This is a genomic window from Eoetvoesiella caeni (assembly GCF_003315175.1).
Lineage (GTDB): Bacteria > Pseudomonadota > Gammaproteobacteria > Burkholderiales > Burkholderiaceae_B > Eoetvoesia > Eoetvoesia caeni.
Map to the genome: position 1 here is coordinate 147,137 of NZ_QNRQ01000008.1, position 23,462 is coordinate 170,598.

Genomic DNA, 23,462 nt, shown 5'->3' on the forward strand with positions numbered 1-23,462 from the left:
GCAAGCATGCGTAATGGGAAAACAAGAAAGGGCGTGAAGCTATGTGTGGAATCGTAGGGGCGTGGGGCCCTTTGCCTGAACGTCAGTCCATCATTCGGCAATCATGCCGCAGCTTGCGGCATCGCGGTCCGGACAGCGATGGCTACTGGGAAGATGAATCGGCCGGGCTTGGGCTGGGGCATGTGCGCCTGGCCATACTTGATTTAAGCCCGGCCGGATATCAGCCCATGGTGTCGGCTTGCGGGCGTTATGTCCTGGTCCTGAATGGCGAAATCTACAACCACCTGGATCTGCGCGAACAATTGTTGGCCCAAGGCAAGGCGCCGGCCTGGCGCGGACACTCGGACACCGAGACCTTGCTGGCGGCGTTTGCCGCGTGGGGACCGCAGGCCGCACTGCAGGCCAGCGTCGGCATGTTCGCCGTTGCTTTGTGGGACCGCCAGGAACGAACCTTGTCATTGGCGCGCGACCGGCTTGGCGAGAAGCCGTTGTACGCGGGCTTTGCCGGCAAGGCGCTGGTGTTTGCGTCCGAACTTAAAGCGCTGACCAGGGTGCCCGGCTTCGACCACGAACTGGATCGGGGGGCGTTGGCTTTGCTGATGCGCCATAACTATATTCCGGCGCCCTATAGCGTTTACCAGTCGATGCGCAAGCTCTTGCCCGGAACTTGGCTGCAGGTGTCGGAAGCCGATCGCGACCAGCTGCGCTTGCCGCAGGCGCAGGTTTATTGGTCTGCATACGAAGAGGCAGCCAGGGGCCATGCCGATCGCCTGTCTTTTGCAACCGATGCGCAAGCCGTCGACGCCCTGGAAGCTGTGCTGTCCACGGCCGTCAAAGGGCAAATGATGTCCGATGTGCCGCTGGGCGCGTTCTTGTCGGGAGGCATTGATTCATCTATCGTGGTGGCGCTGATGCAGGCGCACAACGAGCAGGCCGTCAATACCTTTTCGATAGGCTTTCACGAAAAGGCCTTCAACGAGGCCGAGCACGCCAAGGCGGTTGCCCAGCACTTGGGTACCCGGCATACCGAGCTGTATGTCACGCCGGACGACGCCTTGGCCGTGGTTCCCGGCCTGGCGGACCTGTACGACGAACCCTTTGCCGACGCGTCGCAGATTCCCACCGCGCTGGTCATGCGCATGGCGCGCCAACACGTCACTGTGGCGTTGTCGGGCGACGGTGGCGATGAATTGCTGGGCGGTTATTCGCGTTACTTCAGGGCGCAGGACTGGTGGAGCAAGCGCGAGGCGCTGCCTGCAGGCTTGCGCTTGCCGGTTGCGATGCTGGGCCGGGCCGCCGCGGGCTTGTTGCCGCAAGGCCACCGCAAGGACCAGTTCTCCCGGTTGGCACAAGCCGCGACAGCCGCGAATGCAAGCGAGTTTTATCGCCAGTTCGTTTCGTACTGGAAGGATCCGGCACAGCTAGTCGTGGGTGCGCAGGTTCCGCCCACCGTATTCGACCGCGAATCCAGGCTGCCTTTCTTTGAGAACATGATGCTGCTGGATGCGGTCAGCTATCTGCCCGACGACATCCTGGTCAAGGTTGACCGCGCGGCCATGGCGGTCAGTCTTGAAACTCGCGTCCCGCTCATCGACCACCGGGTATTTGAGTTTGCGCAACGCCTGCCTTTCAATTACAAGGTGCGTAATGGCCAGGGCAAGTGGCTGCTGCGCCAATTGCTGTACAGGCATGTGCCGCAGGAATTGGTGGATCGCCCCAAAAAGGGTTTTGGCGTGCCGTTGGCCGCCTGGCTGCGCGGCCCGCTTAAAGACTGGGCCGCTGCATTGCTGGACGAAAGCCGCTTGCGCAGCGAAGGGGTGTTTCATGCGGGGCCGGTGCTGCAGAAGTGGCGCGAGCATCAGTCCGGCCGGCGCGATTGGAGTCCGCATCTGTGGGGGGTATTGATGACTCAGGCTTGGCTTGACCAAACGCGGTCGGCCCGTTCAGGGCTGGTGCCGGAGGATGCATGAAAATAGTTTTCCTGGTCAGTTCGATGAATGCCGGCGGGGCCGAGCGCGTGGCGGCTACCTTGGCCAACGCCTGGGTGCAGCGCGGCGATTCGGTCACGCTGGTGGCAACGTTTCCGCATAAAGGCGTCTGTTTTTATCCTTTGTCCGAGCATGTGGACTTCGTCTGGCTGGCCGACAGGATGCAGGCCGCGCCCAATCGCGTCCTGGCGGGCGTGAATAAATTGCGCGCCTTGCGCCGCTTGGTCGACGAGGTCCAGCCGGACCTGGTGGTTTCGTTCCTGACCAATGTCAATGTGATGGCCTTGCTTGCCTTATGGGGAACGAAAGTGCCGGTGATTGTGTGCGAACGCACCAATCCGGCCGTCAGCGCCAGTTGCGGGCCTGTCCTGAAGCTGATGCGGCGCCTGACATACCCCAGGGCCAGCGTGGTCACTGTACAGGCCCCGGCCAGTGTCGCGGCATTCAAGAAAATGGTGCCGGGCATAAGGCGCCTGGAAGTCATTCCGAATCCTTTACCGCCGGCGCTGCTTGAAGCGCCCTTGGCGGTGCGCGTGCCGGACAAAAACGGCAGGCGCACCATCATGGCCATGGGACGCCTGGTTCCGGACAAGCAGTTCGATCTTCTGATCCGGGCTTTTACCGCGCTGGCGTCGCAGCATCCCGAATGGGACCTGACGATCTGGGGCGAAGGGCCTTTGCGTTCGATGCTGGAGCAGCAGGTCCACGCGGCCGGCCTGGAAGCACGAATAGCGTTGCCGGGCCGTACCGAGACCCCGTGGTCGGAGTTGGCCGGCGCAAACGCGTTTGCATTGACTTCGGCGGTCGAGGGGTTTCCGAATGTGCTGCTCGAGGCCATGGCCCTGGGCCTGCCTTGCATTGCTTTCGACTGCCCCAGCGGCCCGCGCGATATGACGCGCGACGGGGCGGACGCCTTGCTGATTCCCGCCGGCGACGAAACAGCGCTGTCGGCCGGCCTTGGCCGCTTGCTTGGCGATGCGGATCTGCGCAGCGACCTGGCGCAGCGGGCGGCGAAATCCACGCGCGAACGATATGCCCTGCCGGTGGTGCTGGCAGGCTGGGATGCGCTGATGGTCAAGGCCGGTGCGCATCCCGATGCGTTGGTTCAAACCCGAAGCCCGTTATAGCCCTATGACCTTATGACCGACACACATACCCTGCATATCGTGCACGTGATTTCCGGGCTGGGCCAGGGCGGAGCCGAAACCGTGCTGCATCGATTGATTGCCGCCGATGGGCAACGGCATCGCCATACGGTAATTTCCATGACCGGGGAAGGCGTGTTCGGCGCGCGCCTGCGTGCGGCCGGCGCAGTCGTGAACACGCTGGACATGCCGGCCGGCCGTTTGTCGCTGGGCGGCCTGTGGCGCTTGCACCGGTTGCTGCGCACGCTTGCGCCCGACGTTGTGCAAACCTGGATGTACCACGCCGACCTGATAGGCGGAATCATGGCGCGCCTGGCCGGGATCCGGGCGGTATCGTGGGGCATACGCAATTCAGGCGCCAGCCTGGAAAAAAGCAGCCGGGTGGCGCGCGCGGTGGCCTGGACCTGCGCAAGGCTGTCGGGCGTGGTGCCGGCGGTGGTGGTGGCGTGCGCCGCCGATGCGGCCAAACGCCATCGCGACTGGGGCTACCGCGCCGACCGTATGCAAGTTATTCCCAATGGCTACGATTTATCGCGCTGGAAGCCCGATGCCGGCGCGCGTGCGCGCTTGCGCGAACAGTGGGGCATAGGAGCTGCCGCGCCAGTCATAGGCAGCATAGCGCGCTGGAATCCGCTCAAAGACCACGCCAATCTTATTGAAGCCTTCGCGCGTTGCGCTGCCGTGCGCCCGGACATGCGCTGTGTGCTGGTCGGCCTGGACATGGATGCGGGCAACGCCGAACTTGGCGCACTGCTGGACCGCTGGAACGTGCGGGGCAAGGTTGTCTTGCTGGGCATGCGCGAAGACGTGCCCGATGTAATGAACGCCCTGGATATACACGTGCTTTCCAGCTGCGCAGAAGGATTTCCGAATGTGGTGGCCGAGGCCGTGGCGACCGAGGTTGCCTGCGTGGTGACCGATGTGGGCGACGCGGCGCTGATAGTGGGCGATGACGGCTGGGTCGCCCCGCCGCGGAACGCGCTTGCCCTGGCCGGCGCCATCGAGCAGGCGCTGGAAGAGTTGGGCACGCCCCAGATGCAGCTGCGCCGCCGGCAAGGCCGCGAGCGCGTAGGCCGCTTGTACGGCTTGCAAGCCATGGTGGATGCCTACGATGCGGTGTGGCAGGGCCTGGCGCGCAAGTTCCCGCGGCGCACGGGCGCTGCAAGGCCGGCAGCCGCGCAAGCTGCCCAAACAGCAATACCGCCCGAAGCCGCAGACGCGGCACCGAAGATCCTGTTGTTCACGGTGAACAACCCGGCGTTTTTTTTATCGCATCGCCTGCCCATTGCCTTGGGCGCGGCCAGGTCGGGCTATGAAGTGCATGTGGCAACCATGGACGGTGCCGCTGTTCGTACCATACAGCAGCATGGGTTTGTGCATCATGTCATTCCCATGTCGCGCAGCGGCAAGAATCCTTTGCGCGAGCTGCTCAGCATCTATGCCTTGTGGCGCCTGTATCGCCGCTTGCGCCCCGATATTGTTCATGCGGTAACGATCAAGCCTGTGCTGTACGGCGGCATTGCCGCCCGGCTTGCAGGGGTGCCGGCTTATGTGGCGGCCATTTCAGGCCTGGGCTTTATATTTACACGGCAGCAGTCGCGGTTCGACTTTCTGTTGTGGGCGACGATGACGCTTTATCGCTTTGCGCTGGGGCATTCGAATAGCCGTGTGATCTTTCAAAACGAGAACGACCGGGACTTGTTGGCCCGGGCCGGTGCGCTGAAATCCGGCCAGGCGGTAATGATACGGGGCTCGGGGGTAGACCTTGAACGTTTCAATGTGCAGGCGGAACCGGATGGTGCGCCGGTTGCCGTCATGGCCGCGAGGCTATTGAAGGACAAGGGCGTACGCGAATTTGTGGCGGCGGCCAGAATATCGGTGGGGCATAGCAGCGGCTTGCGCTGGATGCTGGCGGGCAGCCCGGATCCGGGCAATCCGGCCAGCGTCAGCCAAGAGGATGTTGAAATTTGGAAACGGGAAGGCTTTGTCGAATGCCTGGGCGAACAGGCCGACATTGCCGCTTTGTATCGGCGCTCGCATATTGTTGTGTTGCCTTCGTATCGCGAAGGCCTGCCCAAGTCCCTGGTCGAGGCGGCGGCCTGCGGGCGCGCGGTGGTTACCACCGACGTGCCGGGATGCCGCGATGCGATCGAGCCTGGCGTTACCGGTTTGCTGGTGCCGGTGCATGACGCCGCGGCCTTGGCCGCGGCGGTTCAGCGGCTGGCGGACGATGCCGTGCTGCGCCGGGCCATGGGTTCGGCCGGCCGGAACCTGGCCGAGCGCGAGTTCGACATTCGCCTTATTGTGGGCCGGCACCTGGAAATTTACGGGGCTTTGTCTGCTGGCGGCCGCAAAACTTAACGCGGCATCGTTGTCAGGAGCTTTGGCTTGTCGCCTGTAGCTTTTGGAGGGACTTTTTACCGCAGGGCCGCCCATTTAAAACGGCAGGAAGGCCTGCGGCGCCAGCGCTTGCAGGGCCAGGCGAAACTCCGCCTGTATGCGTTCCAGGGCTTGCTGGCTGTCGCCTTCAAAGCGCAGCACAACCACAGGCGTTGTGTTGGATGCGCGCGCCAGGCCAAAGCCGTCGCTATATTCGGCCCGTACGCCGTCGATGGTGATCAGCTGCTGGGCCTGGGGAAACTTGCCTTCGCTTTGCAGGCGCGCAATAAGCGCATGCGGTTCGCCTTCCTGCATTTCAAGCTTGAGCTCGGGCGTGGAGATTCCTTGCGGCAAGGCTTCAAGCACGGCCGAGGGATCGGCGCTGCGCGAGACGATTTCAAGCAGGCGCGCACCGGTGTACAGGCCGTCGTCAAAGCCATACCAGCGCTCGTTGAAGAAGGTATGGCCGCTCATTTCGCCGGCCAGGGGCGCGCCGGTTTCGGCCAGCTTGGCCTTGATCATGGAATGCCCTGTTTGCCACATCAGCGGTTTGCCGCCGGCCTTGGATACGGCGTGGGCGACATGGCGGCTGCACTTCACATCGAAAATAATGGTCGCGCCGGGGACCCGCTGCAATACGTCTTGCGCATAAAGAATAAGCTGGCGGTCCGGCCAGATGATTTCGCCCGACTTGGTGACCACGCCCAGCCGGTCGGCATCGCCATCGAATGCCAGGCCAAGGTCGCAGTCGCTGTTCTTGACGTGGCGAATAAGCTCTTGCAGGTTGTCCGGGTCGGCCGGGTCGGGATGATGATTGGGGAATTGGCCGTCGACCTCGCAAAACAGCTCGGCGACTTCGCAGCCCAGGGCTTTGAACAACTGCGGCGCCACCGCTCCGCCCACGCCATTGCCGCAGTCGATGGCAACTTTAAGGGGCCTGGCCAGCTTGACGTCGGACACAATGCGCTGGATGTAATCATCGACAAGATTCAGTTTCGTGCGCTTGCCGGGGACGATGCCGGCGGGCTCGGCCACGGTGCGCATAATCTCTTTCAAGGCCTGTACGCCTGCGCCGTGCAGGGTTTTGCCGGCCATCATCATCTTGAAGCCGTTGTACTGGGGGGGATTGTGGCTGCCGGTAATGGCAACGCCCGAGCCCGTTTGCCTGGTGTGGGCGGCAAAGTACACCAATGGCGTCGGCACCATGCCGACGTCGATGGTGTCGATGCCGCCGGCCATAATGCCTTCTTGCAGCGCTTGTGCCAGCACCGGGCTGCTTAGGCGCCCGTCGTAGCCCACGACCAGCGCGCCCACGCCTTGCGCGCGTGCGCTGTGCGCTAGGGCCAGGCCGAGCTTGCGGGCGAATTCAGGGTTGAGCTGATCGGGCACAGTGCCGCGTATGTCGTAAGCCTTGAAGACGGCATCGGGTAGCGGGGAGGGCGATGTCACGGTGTTGTATCCTTCAGATGATGGGGCTGGTGTGCCGCTGGCTGGATTATGGCATAGCGGCATCGAGCCAGCGGCCCGGCTTTTCGTGCAGAGCCCGAAAGCCGGACCGTCGAATAGACGGGCGAGGCCGCTAGCCGGGCCCCATAAGATGGTATTTGGCAGACGGCTTTTCGTGCAGAGCCCGAAAGCCGGACTAAAATAAAGAGCCTTCGCGGCCGGGACGGCTGCGGATGGCGGGGAAGCTCGCGGCTTTTGGGCCGGAGCCGTTCATGGCGTTGGAAAGGTATTGCAATGAAGCTTTTGGATGAACTGGTGGGGATGTTGGGGCGGCAGTATGTGCTGACCGGCGAGGACGCGCAGTCTTATCTGGTTGACTGGCGCGGCCGCTATTCCGGCCAGGCCATTGCCGTGGCCAGGCCTGGTTCGGTCCAGGAAGTGGCAGAGCTTATCAAGTGGTGCGTCGCCAACAAGGTGCCGGTCGTCCCGCAGGGTGGCAACACCGGTTTGTGCGGCGGGGCCACGCCCGACGACAGCGGCACGGCGCTGGTCCTGTCGCTGGGGCGGCTGACCCAGGTGCGCAGCATCGACACCGACAACGACACCATGGTGGTCGAGGCCGGCTGCATTTTGCAAACCGTGCAGCAGGCCGCGCGCGATGCCGACCGCTTGTTCCCCTTGAGCCTGGCGGCGGAAGGCAGTTGCACCATAGGCGGCAATCTGGCCACCAACGCCGGCGGCACGCAGGTGCTGCGCTACGGCAACACGCGCGAGCTGGTTCTGGGTGTGGAGGTCGTTACGGCCGAAGGCGAAATCATGCATGGCTTGCGCGGGCTGCGCAAAGACAATACGGGCTACGATCTGCGCGATCTTTTTATCGGCAGCGAAGGTACGCTGGGCATCATTACCGCCGCCACGATCAAGCTGTTTCCGTTACCAGTGGCCCAGTGCACGGCTTTGGTCGGCTTGCGCTCCATCAACGATGCGGTGTCGCTGCTGTCGAACGCCCGCAAGGGGTTCGGGCCGGCGTTGACCGGCTTCGAGCTTATCGCCGGAGCCTGCCTGCATGGGGTGGTTGAATGCTACCCACAGCAACGTATTCCCTTCGAGGGCGAGTCCGCGCAACTGCCGTGGTACGCCTTGCTGGAGCTTTCCGACAGCGAAAGCGCGGAACATGCGCGCGAACGTTTTGAAACCGTCGTGGGCGATGCCATCGAGGCGGGCCTGGTCGTGGACGCGGTCATTGCCGAGAATATTTCGCAGAGCAAGGCCTTGTGGCATTTGCGCGAAAGCATTCCGCTGGCGGAAAAAACATTCGGCAAAAGCATCAAGCACGACGTTTCGATTCCAGTCTCGCGCATGGCCGAGTTCGTCGAAACGACCAATGCGGCCTTGCAAACCTATTTCCCGGGCATACAGCATGTTATTTTCGGGCACCTTGGCGACGGCAACCTGCACTACAACATTGCCAGGGGCAGCCAGTATTCTGAAGAACAGCTTTTGGGCATGCAGGATGCCATCTACGAGCTGGTGCACGAAAGCGTGTACCAGTTCGACGGCTCGATCAGCGCTGAACACGGCGTGGGGCAGCTCAAGCGCGATGCGTTGCCGCGCTACAAAGACCCGGTCGAAATGAAGCTCATGCGGCGGATCAAGCAGGCGCTGGATCCGCACGGCATCATGAATCCCGGCAAAGTGCTGGCAAGCCGAAAATAAAATGCCCGACGTAAAGGCCCGCGTACTGATCGTCGAGAACGACGCGACGATTGCCGCCAACCTTTACGGCTTTCTTGAAATGCGCGGCTTTGTTCCCGACGCGGCATACGAAGGGCACGATGCCCTGGGTTTGCTTGGTACGAACCGCTATGATGCCCTGATCCTCGACATCGGCCTGCCGGGCCTGGACGGCTACGGCGTGCTGCGCGCCTTGCGGCAAGAGGGCCAGGCCGCAATTCCGGTGCTGATGTTGACGGCGCGAGACCAGCTTGATGCCAAGCTGGCCGCGTTTGCCCTGGGTGCCGACGATTATCTGGTCAAGCCGTTTGCGCTGGCCGAAGTCGAGGCGCGGCTGCGGGCGATGCTGCGCCGCTCGGCGGGGGGCGGAAATGCCGTTGTGCTTGAATTCGGCGGCGTGCGTTACGATCCTTCCAGCCAAAGCGTCACGGTGGACGGCCAGGCGGTGGTCCTGGCGCGCAAGTCCTTGCACATTCTCGGCCTGCTTTTACGCGACGCGGGAAGAGTGGTTGGCCATCAAGAGCTAGAACAGGCTCTGTGGCCCGACGGCCCGCCGTCGCCCGACGCCTTGCGGGGCCAGGTGCATTTGCTGCGCAAAAAAATGATCGAGGCCGGCTTTAACGGCATAGAAACCGTGCACGGCCTGGGATGGAAGCTGGTCCCGCCCAGCTAGGCGGGCGGGTCCATATTGGAATAGTCGCATCATGAATATCAAGGGCAGGCGCGCATGGCCATGAGAAAGACCGGAATGTCGCTGACTTCGCGAGTGGCGTGGGCCTTGACAGCCTTGGTGGCGGTGTTCGTCGTGGTGTTTTGCCTGATGGCGTATTTCATTTTCGACCGCATGGAAGACGACCTGGTCGACGCCGTCCTGACGACGCAGGCCGAGCAGATTCAGGATCAGATTGCCAAAGGCGAGGCCATACCCAAGCAAATGAACCGGGCCGAGCTGGGCGCCTCGATTCAAGGCTGGGTCGTGGCAGACGCCGATGATGCGGCGAAGCTGCCCAGTCTATTGCAGCCCTTGGGCCCGGGCATGCACTTGTTGACGCCGCAGGCGCGGACATGGCACGTTTTGGTCGCGCCCACTGCGCAGGGCTTGCTGTATTTGCGCTACGACGCAACGGCGCATGAAGGACGGGTGCGCGACTTCGGGATGATCATCGCGTCGCTGGGGCTTTTGTGCGTGCTGGGGGCGCTTTTGCTGGCGCGCTGGTTCGGGCGGCTAGTGGTCGGGCCCATGGTCGACCTGACCAACCGCCTGTCGGCCTGGGCGCCCGGCGAGCCCGGCTTGACGGTGGCCCGGGACGACGAAATGGGCCAGTTGATAGAAACTTTCAACCGGGTGCAGAATCGGGTCGAGGAGTCCATTGCTTTCGAGCGCGAATTTGCGTCCAACCTAAGCCATGAAATCCGCACCCCATTGACGGCTATCCGCAGCGATAGCGAAATGGCGCTGTTCGACCCCCAGCTTTCGCCCGACGCGGCGTTGCGGTTCAAGCGCATCATTGCCAGCGCCGACGCCGTCAGCAGCGGCCTGGCCAGCGCCAGGGTGCTGGCCCGCCCCGAACTGAGCCAACCCGTCAACCTGTCGTTATGGCAAAGCCTGGACGAGGCATGGCTGGGTTTTCAGCACGAGGCCGAAAAAGAAGGCCTGACGCTGCAAAATGAAATTCCCATGGCCATGCGCCTGGAAGTGGACCGCTACGCGGTGCTGATCGTCATGCGCAACCTGATACGCAACGCGATCGAGCACGCGGCGCCCGCCACACTGACTGTACGGGCTGTCTCGGACGTTTGCTTGCAGTTTTCCGACGACGGCCCCGGCATTCCTCCCGAGGTCCTGCCCTTGGTGTTCGAACGCTATTACAGCTATCGACGTGTCGACACGGCCGAGGACGGCCCCACGGCCAACAACCGGGCCGAAACGCGGCGTGGCCTGGGTCTGGCGATTGCCAAGCGGGTATGCGACGTATATCAATGGAGCCTGCGCGTCCAGTCCAGCGGGGCGGCTGACGCCTCGGGCACCGTATTTACGTTATGTTTTGCCCACGGCGTAGCGGCCCCGGCCAACAAGCCGCAATAAGCCCAATTTTTTGACGCAAGCAGCTTGGTCCGGCGATGCCGAAGGCAGGCTAAGGGGCAACCCATCGAGTTGAAATAATTCGTGACATTCAGTTTCCGGTAAGCAATAATCAACGCAATTTTGACGGGCGGCCCCGTATTGTGCGGGTAGGCTTTATGGCTCATGGTGAGCTTGGCTGTTGATCAAGGAATGAATTCATGATGCTGTTTTCCTTCGGGAAGCGCTCTTCGGTATCGCCCACCGACCTGACGCTCGACGAAATCTGGTGCCACCTTTCCAAAGTGCAGGTGCGCCGCCGTTATACATTGACGGCCCTGGGTATTCTGGCGGTGGTCGTTGCTCCGTTCGTTGCGTCCTTTGCCGCCGCGGCTTCGCCGTGGTATCACGGCGTCAAGTGGTTTGGCCTGGCGCTTATTCTGGCCGCGTTCCTTGGGCGCAGTTGGTGCATGCTGTATCTGGGCGGGCACAAGGGTGCCGAACTGATCCAGCAGGGACCTTATTCGGTCAGCCGCAATCCGCTGTACCTGTTTTCCGTCATGGCTGTCGTAGGCATCGGCGCCCAGACCGGCAGCATTGTGTTTGGGCTGGTTCTGGCGCTGGGCGTGTACGCGGTTTTCAATTACGTCATCGGCGAAGAGGAAGTCTTGCTGCGCAAGGTGTTCGGATCTCAGTTCGACGGCTATTGCGCCCGGGTGCCTCGCTTCTGGCCGCGTGTTTCCGGCTGGAAGTCCGACTCTGAAGTCATGGTCGACGTTTCGGGCCTGGGGCGCACCGTGCGCGACGCGCTGCCCTACTTTCTGGCGATTCCTGTTTTCGCGCTTATCGGCTACGCCCAGGTCAGCGGCTGGCTGCCGGTGCTGTTGCGCCTGCCCTGACCGCGCAGGCCTGGCTTGCCAGGCTGCATCTTATTTGCGCTGGCACTTGGGGCAGAAGTACGTGGCGCGCTGCCCTTGCACAATCTTGCGTATGGGCGTTGTGCACGTACGGCATGCTTGTTTTTCACGGTCATAGACAGCAGCGTGGATTTCAAAATATGCGCCGGCCTGTCCGCTGGCGTTCACATAATCGCGCAGCGTGCTTCCGCCCGATACCAGGGCGTCGTTCAAGGTTTCGGTAATTGCGGCGCAGAGCAGGGCGCTGCGTTTCAACGATAGCTTTCCCGCCGCCATTTCAGGATGGATGCGTGCCCGGAACAAGGCTTCCGAAGCATAGATGTTGCCCACACCCACGACTATCTGGCCTGCAAGCAAAACTTGCTTGATCGCCGCGCTTTTGCCTTGTACGTGGCGATGCAGCCAGGCCGGCGTAAATAAGGGATCGAAGGGTTCAAGTCCCAGCTTCGCCAACAGCGGATGCGCCAGCACCGGGCCTTCGCTGGCCTCGTGCCACAGCACCGCTCCGAAGCGGCGCGGGTCGTGCAGCAAGAAGCGGGCATGCTCGAACACCCACTCTATATGGTCGTGCTTGCGCCGGTCTTCGTCCATTGCGACGCGGCGCAACGAACCCGACATGCCTAAATGGACTATGAGCGTTCCGGTAGCGAAGTTGATCAGCAAGTATTTCCCGCGGCGTTCGCAGCTTTGAACTATTTGGCTGTCTACTTTTTGAGAAATATCCGGCGGAACGGGCCAACGCATGCGCGGTTCGTGCACAATCAGGTGTTTAAGCACTTGTCCTGGCATAATCGTCGCTATTCCGCGACGGGTCGTCTCAACTTCTGGCAATTCTGGCATGGCGGGGTGCTAAGATCCTGTTAGAACTTTGTGTTATTTTGCCAGTTCGCGTAATTTGGGCGCGACGGCAATGGTCCTGATGAATGAAACCTTCAAATCCTCTGTTTTTGGCAGTCTTTTCCGGTCTGTGTCTCCAGTTTCCCGCAGTGATGCACGCTGCGCAAGCTGCGGGTCCGACCCAGCACGTCGAACAGATTCATCTGCGGGCCGGCGAGCCGCCCGCGATCAATCTGTCGGCCGAGCTTTTATACCGGATATTGGCATCCGAATTTGCCGCCCAGCGTGGCCGCTATGATATAGCCAGCCAAGACTACCTGGATCTGGCCAAAGACACGTCAGACCCGCGCCTGGCCAAGAAAGCCTTCCAGTTGTCCATTGTCGACCGTAATATGCGTCGCGCCCAACTGGCGGCGCAAGAGTGGGCGTTTCTTGCGCCCGGCGACCCCGAGGCTGTAGCCAGTTCGTTGGCGCTGGCCGCTTCCAACGGGCAAACGGCCGGTATGGCCTTGGCTCTGCGCGAGCGTATTGCCAAGGCCGGCGACAAAAGCCTGGCCATAGGCCAGGCACTGGGCATAGTCAGCAAGCTCAACGACAAAAAAGTGGCGCTCGAGATCCTGGACCAGGCGCTCGAGAGCAATGTGCGCGATTTGCCCGTGGCGCATCTGGCCTTGTCCGACGCCGCCTGGGCGGCGGGCGACGTCACCCGGGCGCTGGCCGAAGCCAATCACGCCTTGGTGCTTGATCCCAATTCCGAACCGGCTGCGCAGCGCGTGCTGGAATACGGCATGAAGGACGATCCGGCCGTGGCCTTGCGTTCGGCCTATGCGTTTATCGACGCGCATCCCGACGCGCGCAAGCTGCAATTGCTGTTGGCCAGCCACCTGGTCGACCGCAAGGACTTCGATGGCGCGCTGGCATTGGTGCGCCGCATGCGCCAGGCCTCGCCCGAGGACTTCGATTTGCTGTATACCGAGGCCGAAGTCGATTTTCGAGCCGAGCGCTACGAGCAGGCCAAGGTCTTGCTGAACGAATACATCAACGTGCAGACTCAGCGCCGCCAGTCTATTGCCGACAAGGCCAGCAATGCGGCTTCGGACGCTTCCGATGCCCGCCTGCTGCTGGTCAAGATAGCCGAGAAGCAGGAAGACCTGAACGAAGCCATACGGCAGTTGGGGCTTATCGACGACCCGACGCTGGTGTTCCAGGCCCGTGTGCACCAGGCTGTGCTGCAAGGCCGCCTGGGCAATATCCCGCAGGCGCGCAAGATCATCGACGGGCTCAAGACCACGAACCGGCAAGAGCAAACCGTTAAGGCCCTGACCATGGCCTCTATTTACCGCGACGCCGGACGTACCGACCTGGCGGTCGACTTGCTGGTCAAGGCCGACAAAAGCATGCCCAACTCGTCCGAGATCAAGTACGACCTTGGCATGCTGTACGAACGCCAGGGCAAATACGACGATTTCGAAAAAATGATGCGGCGGGTCATCGAGCTCGAGCCCGACAACGCCAACGCCTACAACTCGCTGGGCTACACCCTGGTCGAGCAGAACACGCGGCTGGACGAGGCGCAGGACCTGCTTGAAAAGGCCTTGCAGCTTGAACCGGACAGTCCTTTCATACTGGACAGCGTGGGCTGGTACTTTTACCGCACCAACGATTTGCCGGCGGCGCTTGAATACCTGCAGCGCTCTTACGATCTGATGCCTTTGGGCGACGTGGCTGCGCACCTGGGCGAAGTGCTCTGGAAGCTTAATCGGCACGAGGATGCGCGCAGGGTCTGGCGCACGGGCATGGAAAAAGAACCGGGCAACGAGGCGCTGCTAAAGACGCTCGAGCGTTTCAAGGTTAAAAAGCCATGACGGCACATTGGCTTGCGCGATGGCGCGCCGGCCTGATGGCCGGGCTGGCCTGCCTGTTGCTGGCTGCCTGTGCAACTCCCCAAAAGATAGCCGGCAGCGGCCCGGGCGCGCAGGCTTTCGACCGCATCGGCCGTTTTGCCGTCAGCGTGGAACATCGCGATGGCACGCGCGACGCGGTGCAGGGCGGCTTTGCCTGGCACGACGCGGGGCGCGAGCTGCTGCTGGACCTGGCCAACCCGCTGGGCAGTACATTGGCTCGTGTGCGGGTGTTGCCGGGTGAAGCCATCATGACGCGCAGCAACGGCCAGACCGAAACGGCAAGCAGCCCCGACGGCCTGGTGGACCAGGTCCTGGGCAGTCCCATTCCGGTTGCTGGCCTGCGCGACTGGCTGCGTGGCAAAACCGGTGGAGCGCCGGTAAGCGGCCTGCAAAAGAATGACGCGGGGCAAATTACCCAATTCCAGCAAGCCGGCTGGCAGATTGCATTGTCGCGCTACGACAGCGAAGGCCCGCGCCTGTTGCAGCTAAGCCGCCGCGAAGCCAGCCGCGACATCAGCGTTCGCCTGGTCATCGACGAGTCCTAGCCGAAGGCCGACGTGACACTTTACGACGTACCGGCGCCCGCCAAAATCAATCTTTTTCTGCATGTGGTGGGCAAGCGCCCCGACGGATACCACCTGCTGCAATCGGTATTCCGTTTTATCGGCCTGTACGACACGCTGAATTTCGACTTGCGTGCGGATGGCCGCATCATGTGCGACAGCACCATCGAAGGCCTGGACCCGGCGGACGACCTGGTCGTGCGTGCTGCCAAGGCGCTGCAGCAGGCCGCGGGTTGCCGCTACGGGGTGCAAATCAACTACGTCAAGCGCATTCCTTCCGGCGGCGGCCTGGGCGGGGGCTCCAGCGATGCGGCCAGCACGCTGATTGCGCTCAACCGTCTTTGGGGCACGGGGCTAAGCCGCGCCGAACTTATGCGCCTGGCCTTGCCTTTGGGGGCGGATGTGCCGGTGTTTGTGTTCGGGCAACCCGCCTTCGCCGAAGGGATCGGCGAAATCCTGAGTCCGGTCGATGTGCCCGAACGGGCTTATCTTGTTGTAGAACCGAGTCAAAAAGTACCGACAGGAGGAATATTTTCTTCCCCCGATTTGACAAGAGATTCTCCTTCATTCAAAATGTCGGTCTTTACTGATTGGCAAACAATCGAAGCAGGTAAAAAAGCAGGGCTTACAGATAAAGCTGTGTTTTCCAGAAGCGGAACAGGCACAGCGCAGTATGCAAGCACAGCGCTTTTTGGCCGCAACGATCTAGAGCCGGTTGTTTTTGAAAAGTATCCCGCAGTTCGCCAAGCCGCTGATTGCTTGCTTGAAGCTGGGATACAGCCAAGAATGACAGGGTCCGGAGCTTGTCTATTTGTTGAATTTGTAAGCATTGAACAAGCCGTTCGGTGCCAGAATGAAATAATAGGTAAAATACACCGCGAAAGCGGTGGCAGTGGCAAAGAGGTAATCGATAATGTCTGGGCTTGCCCGGGGCTTACCGACCATCCGCTAAGGCACTGGTTGCAAAATTAATTGGGGAATCGCCAAGCTGGTTAAGGCACTGGATTTTGATTCCAGCATGCGAAGGTTCGAATCCTTCTTCCCCAGCCAACTTTCTAAGCCTATCCCAGGCTTTGCAGTTAAACGAGCTGTTGAGTCGGCCCCAAATGGGTGTGCTGGTCAACAGCTTTGTCGTTTAGCGCTTCGGAATCTATACTTCCCATCATGACCAACGACAGATTCATGATTTTTACCGGTACCGCCAACCCTCGTCTGGCGGTCGATGTTGTCAATCACCTGGATATGTCGTTAGGCAAAATGACCGTTGGTCGCTTTTCCGATGGCGAAGTCATGGTTGAAATCAACGAAAACGTCCGCGGTAAAGATGTTTTCGTTTTGCAGCCCACGTGTGCGCCAACCAACGACAACCTCATGGAAGTCATGGTCATGGTCGACGCCTTGCGCCGCGCTTCGGCGGGCCGCATTACCGCCGCCATGCCGTATTTCGGCTATGCGCGCCAAGACCGCCGCCCGCGTTCGGCGCGCGTGGCCATTTCGGCCAAGGTCGTGGCCAATATGCTGCAAGTGGCCGGTGTCGACCGCGTCATGACCATGGACCTGCATGCCGACCAGATTCAAGGGTTTTTCGACATTCCCGTCGACAACGTCTATGCAAGCCCCGTATTGCTGGGCGACATCTGGCGCCGCAACTACCAGAACGTAGTCGTGGTCTCGCCCGATATCGGCGGTGTGGTGCGTGCGCGCGCGTTGGCCAAGCAGCTGGAAGCCGACCTGGCCATTATCGACAAGCGCCGTCCCCGCGCCAATGTGTCCGAAGTCATGAACATTATCGGCGAAATCGACGGCCGCACCTGCATCATCATGGACGATATGGTCGATACGGCCGGCACTTTGTGCAAGGCCGCCCAGGCCCTGAAAGAACGCGGCGCGTTGGGCGTGTACGCTTATTGCACGCACGCGGTCCTCTCGGGCGGCGCAGCGCAGCGCATTACCGAGTCCGAGCTTGATGAACTGGTCGTGACCGACACCATTCCATTGTCGGACGAGGCCCGCGCTTGCGGCAAGATCCGCCAGTTGTCGTGTGCGTCGCTGTTGGGCGAAACCATACTGCGCATATCCAACGCCGAATCGGTCAGTTCGCTGTTCGTCGACTAAAGATTTTCCGTTGCCTGCTGGTCGCGGCAGGCAGCGACCCACCGCAGCGCATTGGCGCTGCGTATTTTCAACAGGGCTTCAATGCCCCTTGTTTTGGAGTATTTCCATGAAATTCAACGCCACTTTGCGTAGCGTCCAGGGTACGAGTGCGAGCCGCCGCCTGCGCAACGCCGGCCGTGTCCCCGCCATTGTTTATGGCGGCAAAGCACAGCCTTTGAACATCGAACTCGACCACAACGAAATCTACCATGCCCTGCGCAAGGAAGAGTTCCACGCGTCGATTCTCAGCATGGAGCTGGACGGCAAGGCCGAACAGGTTCTGCTGCGTTCGGTTCAATGGCACCCATACAAACAGCTGGTACTGCACGTCGACTTCCAGCGCGTAGACGCTTCGAAGGCCATCACCACCAAGGTGCCGCTGCACTTCCTGAACGGCGAAAATTCGCCTGCGGTAAAAGTAGGCAAGTCCGTCATCAGCCATCTGCTGACCGAGCTTGAAGTCAGCTGCCTGCCTGCCGACCTGCCTGTTTCGATCGAAGTCGATCTGCAAAACCTGGAAGCCGGTGCAACCGTCCACCTGGCCGACATCACGTTGCCCAAGGGCGTTACCTTCGTGCCTCGTGGCGGCGAAGCCAGCCCCGCTTTGGCTACCGCTCCGATCAAGGCCGGCGGCGCCGACAGCGAAGACGAAGCCGCACCGGCAGCTCCGGCCGCTCCAGAAGCGCCCGCTGCCGAATAATCGACATGCTCTACCTGCCTGACCCTGCGGCCAGCCGGCCGCGGAATCAGGCTAAAACCCCTGCGGGCAATAATCGCCTTCAGGGGTTTTGTTTTAATTCCAGGGGCGAGTCTTGCGCCGCGCTACCGTCCGCGTTCTATCCTCGCGTTAACGCTTGATCTGGAAGTGAAATAAGATACGTACGCGTTTGGCGGCCCCGGGCATTTTGGCTGCCCGCCACCATGGCCAACTATTTTCTTGCAATTGCTAATCTATGAAGCCTCCTGTTCGTCTGATTATCGGGCTGGGCAATCCTGGTCCCGAATACGAAACCACGCGCCACAATGCAGGGTTCTGGCTTGCCGACCATCTGGCCGATGACTTCAAGGCCGGCTTTGCGCTGGAGAAGGGCTTTTCAGCCTGGGTAGCGAAGGGAAAGTTCCAGGGCGAGACCATAATCCTGGCCAAGCCGACTACTTTCATGAATCGTTCCGGCCAGGCGGCGGGCGCGCTGATGCGCTTTTACAAGCTGCAGCCGGACCAGGTCCTGGTGCTGCACGACGAACTGGATCTGCTTCCGGGACAAGCCAAGATAAAGCAGGGCGGCGGCCATGCGGGGCATAACGGCCTGCGCGACATACAGTCTGTGTTTTCAAGCCCCGATTTTTGGCGCTTGCGCATCGGCATCGGCCACCCGCGGACCCTGGGCCTGGCCCAGCAGGTGGTGGGCTTTGTGCTGAACCCGCCGCGGCGCGACGAACTGAAAGCCATCGAAGCAGTCATCGAGCGCTGCCGCGTCACCGTGCCGCTTATGCTGCAAGGCGAATACAGCAAAGCCATGAGCCAACTGCACGAGGGCAACGGTGCCTGACGCCGCGCCCGCGATCACCAGCTTTCGCGGCGAGTTCCGCGATTTCATCGGCTTCGTGCGGCGTCCGCATTTCACGCCAAGGCTGCCGGGCCGGCATGCCGGCTGCAATAGCTGGCAAGCCGATTGGCTGCCGGCGTTGTCGTTGCGCCGAATGCTGCGATGGGCGTTGTTCTTGTGGCTGGTGAATATTGTTTTTCTTGGGCCGATAGCCTTGGCGGCGGCCGGGATTGGCGGCGCCGAGCATCGCCTGGACTTTACAAATATTCCATGGCTGCAAGCCCTGATCTGGGCGCCCATTGTGGAAGAGCTGGTGTTTCGCTACGGCTTGCGCCGGCCGGCCCAGGCGTTTTGGGTCGTGCCTGCCGGCGCGATTGCATTGTTCAGCGGGCCGACCTGGGCGGCGGTCGTCCTGGTGGCCGTGATTGTGTTGCTGTGCTGGTGGATGGGCACGCTGCCCGCGGGCCGGTTTGCGGGAGCCCTGCCGTGGCGGATGCGCCAGGCGTATCAGGCGCGGTTTTTCTGGGCTTTTCACGGTTCATGCCTGCTGTTTGCAGGCATGCACTTGCATAATTTCGCGCTCAACTCCACGCCGTACTGGCTGATGCCCTTGCTGGTGCTGCCGCAATGGCTGACAGGCATGGTGCTTGGCTGGCTGCGGGTGCGGCGCGGCATAGGGGCTTCCATGCTGCTGCATGGCCTCTTTAATGGCGGCCCCTTGCTGATCGTGTGGCTGGTCTTGCGGTTTGTCCCGGATCCGACGAGCTTGGGGATGTAGAAGGCTGGGCCGCGCAACGGCCCGCCGCTAATCGGCCCGGGCGCGGCCTATTGCGCCAACACGTTAAAATAGCTTTCTTTTATACAGTTTTAGTTGAAAATACAGGATATTCATGGCTCTGCAATGTGGCATTGTTGGTTTACCCAACGTAGGAAAATCTACTCTTTTTAATGCCCTGACCAAGGCGGGCATTGCGGCAGAAAACTACCCCTTCTGCACTATCGAGCCCAACGTCGGCGTCGTCGAAGTGCCCGATGCGCGTCTTACGGCACTGGCCGGCATCGTCAAGCCCGAGCGCATCCTGCCCGCCGTGGTCGAATTCGTCGACATCGCAGGCCTGGTTGCCGGCGCTTCCAAGGGCGAAGGCCTGGGCAACCAGTTCCTGGCCAATATCCGCGAAACCGACGCCATCGTACATGTGGTGCGCTGCTTCGAAGACGAAAACGTTATTCACGTGGCCGGGCGCATCGATCCCATTTCGGATATTGAAGTCATCAATACAGAGCTGGCCTTGGCCGACCTGGCCTCGGCCGAAAAGGCCTTGCAGCGCAACCAGAAAACCGCGCGCGCGGGCGACAAAGAAGGCATCAAGCTTGTGGCCGTGCTGGAAAAAATCATTCCCGTCCTGAACGAAGCCCGCCCCATACGTTCCATGGGCCTGGACGAAGACGATCTGGCCCTTATCAAGCAATTCTGCTTCATCACGGCCAAGCGCTGCATGTATGTCGCCAACGTCAAAGAAGACGGCTTCACCGGCAATCCGCATCTGGAAGCCGTGCAAAAATACGCCGAAACAGAAAACGCCCCGGTCGTAGCCGTATGCGCTGCCGTCGAAGCTGAAATCGCCGAACTGGACGACGAAGACAAGAACGTGTTCCTGGCCGACATGGGCATGGACGAACCGGGCCTGAACCGCGTGATCCGTGCAGCATACAGCCTGCTTGGCCTGCAAACCTACTTCACCGCCGGCGTCAAGGAAGTGCGCGCCTGGACGATCCACATCGGCGACACCGCACCCAAGGCGGCCGGCGTCATCCACACCGACTTCGAACGCGGCTTCATCCGCGCCCAAACCATCGCATACGACGAGTTCATCGCCTGCAAGGGCGAACAGGGCGCGAAAGAGTCGGGCAAGATGCGGGCCGAAGGCAAGGAATATGTGGTCAAGGACGGGGATGTGTTGAATTTCTTGTTCAACGTCTGACGGATTTCGCTGGATCTCGGTGGCGCTCAGTAGCGCTTGGTGGATGGGGGAGGGCTTTTACAGCCAAGGGCCTTTCCGACAATCTCGGTCGCTGAACGAGCGGGTTGTTCAGTGAGGGCGCGCGCCTAGTCGGGCTGATAAAGCTTGTCGGTAGCAATATTTGGCGGCGGAAGTACCGCTTGGCGATGTGAGTACGGTAACAGCTAGCTAAAAGAGAGTGAATTATCCTCTTTGGTAGTGAGCGACGATGTTTTTCGCAGCCGACAGACATTCTTAATCAACGACAATTATCACACGCTGATACAATCGTGGGACCAAAATTTCCTTGGACTCAGGCTCATGAAACGCTGCACTGTCGGTGTCCGACGAAGTCGCATGGAACGGACCGCCTCCTATGAATAAGCAGGTGCTCAGCGAACGCGACATTTGCACGAAGTTCATCACGCCAGCGTTGGAAAAGGCTGGATGGGATGTTCTAACTCAGGTACGCGAAGAGTTCCTGCTGACCAAGGGGCGCATCATCGTGCGCGGCAAACTGCACATGCGTGGCCAACACAAGCGCGCGGATTATGTGCTGTTTCAAAAGCCCAACCTGCTCATTGCCGTCATCGAAGCCAAGGACAACAAGCATGCCATCGGCTCGGGCATGCAACAGGCCCTCGGCTATGCCGAAATGCTGCAAGTGCCTTTCGTATTCAGCAGCAATGGAGATGGCTTCCTGTTCCACAACAAGATCGCCAAGGACGGCGTTATCGAGCGCGAACTGAGCCTGGATGAGTTCCCCGGTGCCGATACGTTGTGGCAATGGTGGGCAGAGCATCAGGGCCTGAGCACGCAGCAGCAGGCCCTGGTAGCCCAGGACTACTACAGCGACGGCAGCAACAAGACGCCTCGCTACTACCAGTTGCTCGCCATTAACAAGAGCATCGAGGCGATTGCCAAAGAGCAGAAACGCATTCTGCTGGTGATGGCCACGGGCACAGGCAAGACCTATACCGCTTTCCAGATCATCTGGCGGTTGTGGAGGTCGCGTGCCAAGAAACGCATCCTGTTCCTGGCGGACCGCAACATCCTGATCGATCAGACCATTACCAACGACTTCAAGCCGTTCGGCGCGGCGATGACCAAGATCCAGAAGCGGCAGGCCAACAAGTCGTACGAGATCTATCTGTCGCTTTACCAGGCCGTCACCGGTAACGAAGAAGAACGGAACATCTACAAACAGTTCAGCCCGGAATTCTTCGATCTGATCGTGATCGACGAATGCCACCGAGGCAGCGCCGCCGAAGATTCGGCCTGGCGCGAGATCCTGACGTATTTCCATTCCGCCACACAGATCGGCCTGACCGCTACGCCCAAGGAAACCAAGGAAGTATCCAACATCGACTACTTCGGCGAGCCCATTTACACCTACTCGCTACGCCAGGGCATCGACGATGGCTTTCTCGCACCCTACAAGGTAGTGCGCATCGACCTGGACAAAGACGTGACCGGCTGGCGTCCCGACAAGGGCATGCTCGACAAGCTCGGCAACGAGATCGAAGACCGCATCTACAATCAGCGTGATTTTGACAAGACGCTGGTACTGGAACAACGCACGCACGTGGTGGCGCGCAAGATCAGTGAATACCTGAAAGCCAGCAACCGCTTCGACAAGACCATCGTCTTCTGCGACAACATAAACCATGCCGAACGCATGCGCCAAGCGCTGGTCAACGAAAACGCCGACCTGGTGGCGCAGAACCATCGCTATGTCGTACGCATCACCGGCGACAATGAAGAAGGCAAGATGGAGTTGGACAACTTCATCTTCCCGGAGAGCAAATACCCCGTCATCGCGACTACTTCCAAGCTGATGACCACGGGCGTCGATGCCCAGACCTGCAAGCTCATCGTGCTGGATCAGCGCATCCAGTCCATGACCGAATTCAAGCAGATCATCGGTCGCGGAACGCGCATCAACGAGGATTTCGATAAGTATTGGTTCACTATCCTCGATTTCAAGAAAGCGACCGAACTGTTCGCCGATCCGGCTTTCGACGGCGATCCCGTGCAAATTTATGAGCCAGGCCCCGGCGAGCCACCGCTCCCTCCAGATGAAGAGGATGGGGAGGCGTTGCTTGACGATGAATTCATCTATCCCACGCAGGACGACAACCCCATGCCTCCCGGCGGCGTAGCCGAACCCCTGCCAGGCGAGGAGGGCAGCAACGTGCGCCGTTACGTTGTCGCCAACGTTGAGGTCAAGGTGGTGGCCGAGCGGGTGCAGTACTTCGACGCCAACGGCAAGCTGATCACCGAGTCCCTGAAAGACTACACCCGCAACACCTTGGCCAAGGAATTCGCGTCGCTCGACGATTTTCTGCGCCATTGGAGCAAGGCCGAGAAGAAGCAGGCCATCATCGACGAGCTGGCCCATCAAGGCATCTTTTTCGAGGCGTTGGCCGACGAGGTGGACAAGCAATCCGGCAAGGATTTCGACCCCTTCGATCTGTTATGCCACGTGGCCTGGGATCAACCCCCACTCACGCGCAAGGAGCGGGCCGAACAGGTCAAGAAGCGCCATTACTTCGCCAAGTACGGCGAGCAGGCGCAAAAGGTGCTCGAAGCCCTGCTCGACAAGTATGCCGACGAAGGTGTGGCCGCCATCGAGGAAACGCAAATCCTCGCCATCGCCCCCTTCAATGGCATGGGCACACCGATCGAACTGGTGCGTGCCTTTGGCGGCAAGACCCAATACCAACAGGCCGTCGGCGAGCTCGAGCGTGAGCTCTACCGCGCCTGATCAGAACTAGACTCAGGAA

At 60.7% G+C, this 23,462-nt stretch carries 18 protein-coding genes, 1 tRNA gene and 1 pseudogene; 18 read left to right on the forward strand and 2 right to left on the reverse strand.

Features of this window, described 5'->3' with window-relative positions; all coding sequences use genetic code 11:
• Positions 1-41: 41 nt before the first annotated feature.
• From asnB to DFR37_RS23495, 4 genes and pseudogenes are all read left to right on the forward strand, one after another.
• Complete coding sequence (gene asnB / locus DFR37_RS15085; RefSeq protein ID WP_113934110.1) at positions 42-1,970, forward strand: asparagine synthase (glutamine-hydrolyzing); 1,929 nt, start codon at positions 42-44, stop codon at positions 1,968-1,970.
• Positions 1,967-3,115, forward strand: coding sequence for a glycosyltransferase family 4 protein (locus DFR37_RS15090; RefSeq protein WP_113934111.1), 1,149 nt, complete (start codon positions 1,967-1,969; stop codon positions 3,113-3,115). Before asnB ends, DFR37_RS15090 begins: the two co-directional genes overlap by 4 nt.
• Before the next feature lie 12 nt (positions 3,116-3,127).
• A pseudogene (locus DFR37_RS23490) lies at positions 3,128-4,144 on the forward strand (glycosyltransferase); the annotation flags it as partial.
• 186 nt (positions 4,145-4,330) lie between these two features.
• Positions 4,331-5,494: a glycosyltransferase family 4 protein gene (locus DFR37_RS23495; protein WP_346724947.1), complete on the forward strand. Its 1,164-nt coding sequence runs from the start codon at positions 4,331-4,333 to the stop codon at positions 5,492-5,494.
• Between the two features lie 75 nt (positions 5,495-5,569).
• On the opposite strand, the gene DFR37_RS15100 is transcribed toward DFR37_RS23495, so the two are convergent.
• A complete protein-coding gene (locus DFR37_RS15100) occupies positions 5,570-6,961 on the reverse strand; it encodes a phosphomannomutase/phosphoglucomutase (RefSeq protein WP_276330281.1) in 1,392 nt (463 codons plus the stop codon).
• 291 nt (positions 6,962-7,252) lie between these two features.
• Here DFR37_RS15100 and DFR37_RS15105 point away from each other — a divergent pair, with 291 nt between their 5' ends.
• From DFR37_RS15105 to DFR37_RS15120, 4 genes are all read left to right on the forward strand, one after another.
• Complete coding sequence (locus DFR37_RS15105) at positions 7,253-8,674, forward strand: FAD-binding oxidoreductase (protein WP_113934114.1); 1,422 nt, start codon at positions 7,253-7,255, stop codon at positions 8,672-8,674.
• 1 nt (position 8,675) lies between these two features.
• A complete protein-coding gene (locus DFR37_RS15110) occupies positions 8,676-9,365 on the forward strand; it encodes a response regulator transcription factor (RefSeq protein ID WP_113934115.1) in 690 nt (229 codons plus the stop codon).
• A 60-nt stretch (positions 9,366-9,425) separates the two neighbouring features.
• Complete coding sequence (locus tag DFR37_RS15115; RefSeq protein WP_113934116.1) at positions 9,426-10,778, forward strand: sensor histidine kinase; 1,353 nt, start codon at positions 9,426-9,428, stop codon at positions 10,776-10,778.
• Positions 10,779-10,975: 197 nt separating this feature from the next.
• Positions 10,976-11,653: a methyltransferase family protein gene (locus tag DFR37_RS15120; RefSeq protein WP_113934117.1), complete on the forward strand. Its 678-nt coding sequence runs from the start codon at positions 10,976-10,978 to the stop codon at positions 11,651-11,653.
• Positions 11,654-11,683: 30 nt separating this feature from the next.
• Here the strand turns inward: DFR37_RS15120 and mutM are convergent, their stop codons facing one another.
• Positions 11,684-12,511 carry a bifunctional DNA-formamidopyrimidine glycosylase/DNA-(apurinic or apyrimidinic site) lyase gene (mutM, locus tag DFR37_RS15125; protein ID WP_113934118.1) on the reverse strand — a complete coding sequence of 276 codons (828 nt, stop codon included), beginning with the start codon at positions 12,509-12,511 and terminating at the stop codon, positions 11,684-11,686.
• 83 nt (positions 12,512-12,594) lie between these two features.
• Between mutM and DFR37_RS15130 the strand changes: the two genes are divergently transcribed.
• The 10 genes from DFR37_RS15130 (at position 12,595) to hsdR (ending at position 23,443) form a co-directional block, all read left to right on the forward strand.
• Positions 12,595-14,373: a tetratricopeptide repeat protein gene (locus DFR37_RS15130; RefSeq protein WP_242341879.1), complete on the forward strand. Its 1,779-nt coding sequence runs from the start codon at positions 12,595-12,597 to the stop codon at positions 14,371-14,373.
• Complete coding sequence (locus tag DFR37_RS15135) at positions 14,370-14,957, forward strand: outer membrane lipoprotein LolB (RefSeq protein WP_113934119.1); 588 nt, start codon at positions 14,370-14,372, stop codon at positions 14,955-14,957. The genes DFR37_RS15130 and DFR37_RS15135 overlap by 4 nt, the downstream gene beginning before the upstream one ends.
• Positions 14,958-14,969: 12 nt before the next feature.
• Positions 14,970-15,947: a 4-(cytidine 5'-diphospho)-2-C-methyl-D-erythritol kinase gene (ispE, locus tag DFR37_RS15140; protein WP_113934120.1), complete on the forward strand. Its 978-nt coding sequence runs from the start codon at positions 14,970-14,972 to the stop codon at positions 15,945-15,947.
• Between the two features lies 1 nt (position 15,948).
• A tRNA-Gln gene (locus DFR37_RS15145) sits at positions 15,949-16,025 on the forward strand.
• Between the two features lie 114 nt (positions 16,026-16,139).
• Entirely contained in the window at positions 16,140-17,090 is a 951-nt protein-coding gene (locus DFR37_RS15150; protein ID WP_170139934.1) for a ribose-phosphate pyrophosphokinase, read from the forward strand.
• A gap of 106 nt (positions 17,091-17,196) precedes the next feature.
• The gene (locus DFR37_RS15155) at positions 17,197-17,829 is read left to right on the forward strand and encodes a 50S ribosomal protein L25/general stress protein Ctc (protein WP_113934121.1); all 633 of its coding nucleotides are present in this window, start codon (positions 17,197-17,199) and stop codon (positions 17,827-17,829) included.
• Positions 17,830-18,082: 253 nt separating this feature from the next.
• Positions 18,083-18,679, forward strand: a complete 597-nt coding sequence (pth, locus tag DFR37_RS15160) for an aminoacyl-tRNA hydrolase (RefSeq protein ID WP_113934122.1) — start codon at positions 18,083-18,085, stop codon at positions 18,677-18,679.
• On the forward strand, positions 18,672-19,454 hold the full coding sequence (locus DFR37_RS15165) for a CPBP family glutamic-type intramembrane protease (protein ID WP_113934123.1): 783 nt from the start codon (positions 18,672-18,674) through the stop codon (positions 19,452-19,454). The genes pth and DFR37_RS15165 overlap by 8 nt, the downstream gene beginning before the upstream one ends.
• A gap of 112 nt (positions 19,455-19,566) precedes the next feature.
• Positions 19,567-20,658, forward strand: coding sequence for a redox-regulated ATPase YchF (gene ychF, locus DFR37_RS15170; RefSeq protein WP_113934124.1), 1,092 nt, complete (start codon positions 19,567-19,569; stop codon positions 20,656-20,658).
• 394 nt (positions 20,659-21,052) lie between these two features.
• Positions 21,053-23,443, forward strand: coding sequence for an EcoAI/FtnUII family type I restriction enzme subunit R (gene hsdR, locus DFR37_RS15175; protein WP_113934125.1), 2,391 nt, complete (start codon positions 21,053-21,055; stop codon positions 23,441-23,443).
• Positions 23,444-23,462: the final 19 nt, after the last annotated feature.

Bases quoted from the DNA above. Each gene is read 5' to 3' on its own strand.
- ychF (WP_113934124.1), top strand. From the start codon at position 19,567: ATGGCTCTGCAATGTGGCATTGTTGGTTTACCCAACGTAGGAAAATCT.
- DFR37_RS15135 (WP_113934119.1), top strand. From the start codon at position 14,370: ATGACGGCACATTGGCTTGCGCGATGGCGCGCCGGCCTGATGGCCGGG.
- DFR37_RS15150 (WP_170139934.1), top strand. From the start codon at position 16,140: ATGACCAACGACAGATTCATGATTTTTACCGGTACCGCCAACCCTCGT.
- DFR37_RS15130 (WP_242341879.1), top strand. From the start codon at position 12,595: ATGAAACCTTCAAATCCTCTGTTTTTGGCAGTCTTTTCCGGTCTGTGT.
- pth (WP_113934122.1), top strand. From the start codon at position 18,083: ATGAAGCCTCCTGTTCGTCTGATTATCGGGCTGGGCAATCCTGGTCCC.
- DFR37_RS15120 (WP_113934117.1), top strand. From the start codon at position 10,976: ATGATGCTGTTTTCCTTCGGGAAGCGCTCTTCGGTATCGCCCACCGAC.
- DFR37_RS15110 (WP_113934115.1), top strand. From the start codon at position 8,676: ATGCCCGACGTAAAGGCCCGCGTACTGATCGTCGAGAACGACGCGACG.
- DFR37_RS15090 (WP_113934111.1), top strand. From the start codon at position 1,967: ATGAAAATAGTTTTCCTGGTCAGTTCGATGAATGCCGGCGGGGCCGAG.
- DFR37_RS15115 (WP_113934116.1), top strand. From the start codon at position 9,426: ATGAGAAAGACCGGAATGTCGCTGACTTCGCGAGTGGCGTGGGCCTTG.
- DFR37_RS15105 (WP_113934114.1), top strand. From the start codon at position 7,253: ATGAAGCTTTTGGATGAACTGGTGGGGATGTTGGGGCGGCAGTATGTG.
- mutM (WP_113934118.1), bottom strand. From the start codon at position 12,511: ATGCCAGAATTGCCAGAAGTTGAGACGACCCGTCGCGGAATAGCGACG.
- asnB (WP_113934110.1), top strand. From the start codon at position 42: ATGTGTGGAATCGTAGGGGCGTGGGGCCCTTTGCCTGAACGTCAGTCC.
- hsdR (WP_113934125.1), top strand. From the start codon at position 21,053: ATGAATAAGCAGGTGCTCAGCGAACGCGACATTTGCACGAAGTTCATC.
- DFR37_RS15155 (WP_113934121.1), top strand. From the start codon at position 17,197: ATGAAATTCAACGCCACTTTGCGTAGCGTCCAGGGTACGAGTGCGAGC.